Genomic DNA, 1670 nt, shown 5'->3' on the forward strand with positions numbered 1-1670 from the left:
TGAGTCCAACTGAAGTTAAACGCCTAAAACCTAAGGAAATTTACGCAGCTTTTTGTTTACTAGGTGTTGATTTTGACAACTTCTTGATAACAGGATGCTTAGTACGTTGGGTTTGAGTCTGACCTTGAACTCGACCGCTTGAATTTCCTCGGGTTTTGGGAGAACGAGCGGGTGTACCAATCTCTGAAATAATTCTCGGAAAATCGCGTTGCACAGTACTGGGAGTCATGATTGTATCGCTTTGAGGTTTTAAATAACGCTCCCAGGGTCTAGGTAAGTGTGTTGCTAAATCTTTTGCCGCCCAAAGTTGTGCGTAAGCAAGCATTACTAAACGTATCCAATTTTGCTCGTGTTCAACATCTGGAGTTTGAAACTCCGTCATCAACAAACGCTGCTTGCTAAATCGCAGCATGTGCTCAATATCAAACCTTTGTCTATAGCAATGGTTTGCAACTGTAGGTGAGATTTCTCCACGTTGGTCGCCGATGACAATTAACCACATTGGTTTCCAGAGAGATTGATTAGTATCATCAGTCACATGAATCCTCAGCAGCGTAAAAGGATGACGGTACATTTTTTGGTGCTTGGTTCCCCTCATCAACATTTGATGCCAAGCGAGTATGGTGATGTTTAAAAGACGACCCTTACAGGTTGTCTGTTGAATTTGTGTTCTCTCGTCGGGAGAGTGCCAAGTTTCAACATCAGCTAAATTAAACCGTTCACCGTATTTTTTTGGACAACCACGTTTTTTCTTTGACTCATCAACAGGTGGAGATTGGTAGAAAATTCGATTACTACGAACTCTGGCTATCACTACCAAATTTTTGTGTTTGGACTGTTCAAACAGAAATGAACGCTGACTATAGGCGCTATCTGCTACTAAGACGCACAATTTTTCCTGCCAGGGCAGTGATGAATCAGACATCGCTTCGGAAATTTGTTCACTACCCACATCAACACCAGTTTTATCAAGTGATACCCTTTCTCCTGATATTGGTATTGACCAGGGGACCGCATTCGCAGTTTCTTTCTCTGGTAAGATAGAAAGTATCGAATAAGAATGACCAATATTAATAGGTTTGTTACCCTTGATAGTATTTGGCTGGTAAATATACCCACGTTCAGCTAAAGTCCTCGCGTAAGGACGCGGATGTGGTGTTGTATCCATTGCAAATAAGTAAAAAGGGCGTTGTTGTGGTTGCTTAATTAAATCAGACACCACCCTAATTAAGTTATTTGGTTTTTCTTTTCCTTCTCCTTCTCCTTCTTCTTGATTGTTCATCTCCTGACTAATTGTATTAAATGATTTTTCAATTGCTTTATAAATAGAGTTATAGCTTCTTAGAAACAAGGGGCTTAAAGATAACTCAGCAATTGAATTGGCTCCCGTATTACCCGCAATAGCATCCAACAAATCCATACAGGCATCACTACATGATTCAAAACAGTTGTAAATTTTTTGTCTAAAATCCTGAAATTGCGCTATTAATTTATTGTTATTAAACTTCGGCATACTCATCAGTATTTCCCAATCATACTTTGTAGTTGATATTACTACTCGTTGGGGATCTGGTGGCTATGCTTTTTTTCTTCTGGTAACTATAAACAAGATTAATTATTCGCTTGTTCGTATTGTTTCCGCGAACTACTTCTTTTTGTCCAAAGTCCAA

Annotated in this window: 1 protein-coding gene; it reads right to left on the reverse strand. The window is 39.5% G+C overall.

Annotation, left to right across the window (positions count from 1 at the left end; all coding sequences use genetic code 11):
* Nucleotides 1-40 precede the first annotated feature (40 nt).
* Nucleotides 41-1519 (reverse strand): NF041680 family putative transposase, encoded by a 1479-nt coding sequence (locus tag H6G97_RS51005; protein WP_242056218.1) that lies wholly within the window; start codon nucleotides 1517-1519, stop codon nucleotides 41-43.
* Between the last annotated feature and the right edge of the window lie 151 nt (nucleotides 1520-1670).

Origin of the sequence: Nostoc flagelliforme FACHB-838 (assembly GCF_014698065.1) — a bacterium.
GTDB classification, from domain to species: Bacteria; Cyanobacteriota; Cyanobacteriia; order Cyanobacteriales; family Nostocaceae; genus Nostoc; species Nostoc flagelliforme_B.

What these genes read in the sequence shown, in the direction of transcription:
- H6G97_RS51005 (WP_242056218.1), bottom strand. Translation starts at nt 1,519, where the DNA reads ATGAGTATGCCGAAGTTTAATAACAATAAATTAATAGCGCAATTTCAG.